The organism is Nocardiopsis prasina DSM 43845 (genome assembly GCF_000341265.1).
Lineage (GTDB): Bacteria > Actinomycetota > Actinomycetes > Streptosporangiales > Streptosporangiaceae > Nocardiopsis > Nocardiopsis prasina.
The window spans coordinates 1-512 of sequence record NZ_ANAE01000224.1 but is presented as its reverse complement, the minus strand read 5'-3'; the positions used below and the strand labels follow the sequence as shown (position 1 = coordinate 512).

Annotated in this window: 1 protein-coding gene; it reads right to left on the bottom strand. The window is 64.3% G+C overall.

Features of this window, described 5'->3' with window-relative positions; translation table 11 throughout:
- Positions 1 to 32 precede the first annotated feature (32 nt).
- Positions 33 to 512 (bottom strand): transposase (locus D452_RS0127025; protein ID WP_017547257.1); only part of this gene is annotated, 480 nt, incomplete at its 5' end.

Genomic DNA, 512 nt, shown 5'->3' with positions numbered 1-512 from the left:
CCCTAGATCGTTGATGGGAAAATGTGCCCTGGTCAGTGGTCGTAAGCGATCAACGACCGCTTGACCGGGGCACCGATCATCCAGTTGTGCCAGATCGCAGCGTTCAGCGCCGCGATGCGCTGACACATCCTGGCCCAGAGTCCCTCAGTGGTGCGTGCCTGGTGACGTTCCAGCCCGAGCTGATTCTTCAGTGTCCAGATGATCGCTTCGATCCTTTGCCTCAACCACCCGGGAAAGCCGCGATCAGCCTCGCCCTTGCGTGCTGGACGCACCAGGACATGCCCCACCCGCGCGGCGGCTCTCTCGATCCCGGCCCCAGCGAACCCTTTGTCGCACACGATCGGGCACGGCCCCGGAGCGCACCCTTGGGCGTGCAGCAGATGCAGGGCTTGTTTGCGCTCGTCCAGCTCCTTGGGGTGAGCCAGGGAGAACGCGCACACCGATCCCTCGGTGGTGGTGATCAGGATGAGTTTGGCGCCCCAGTAGAACGCGTGGTGGGAGGGGTCCCTGCC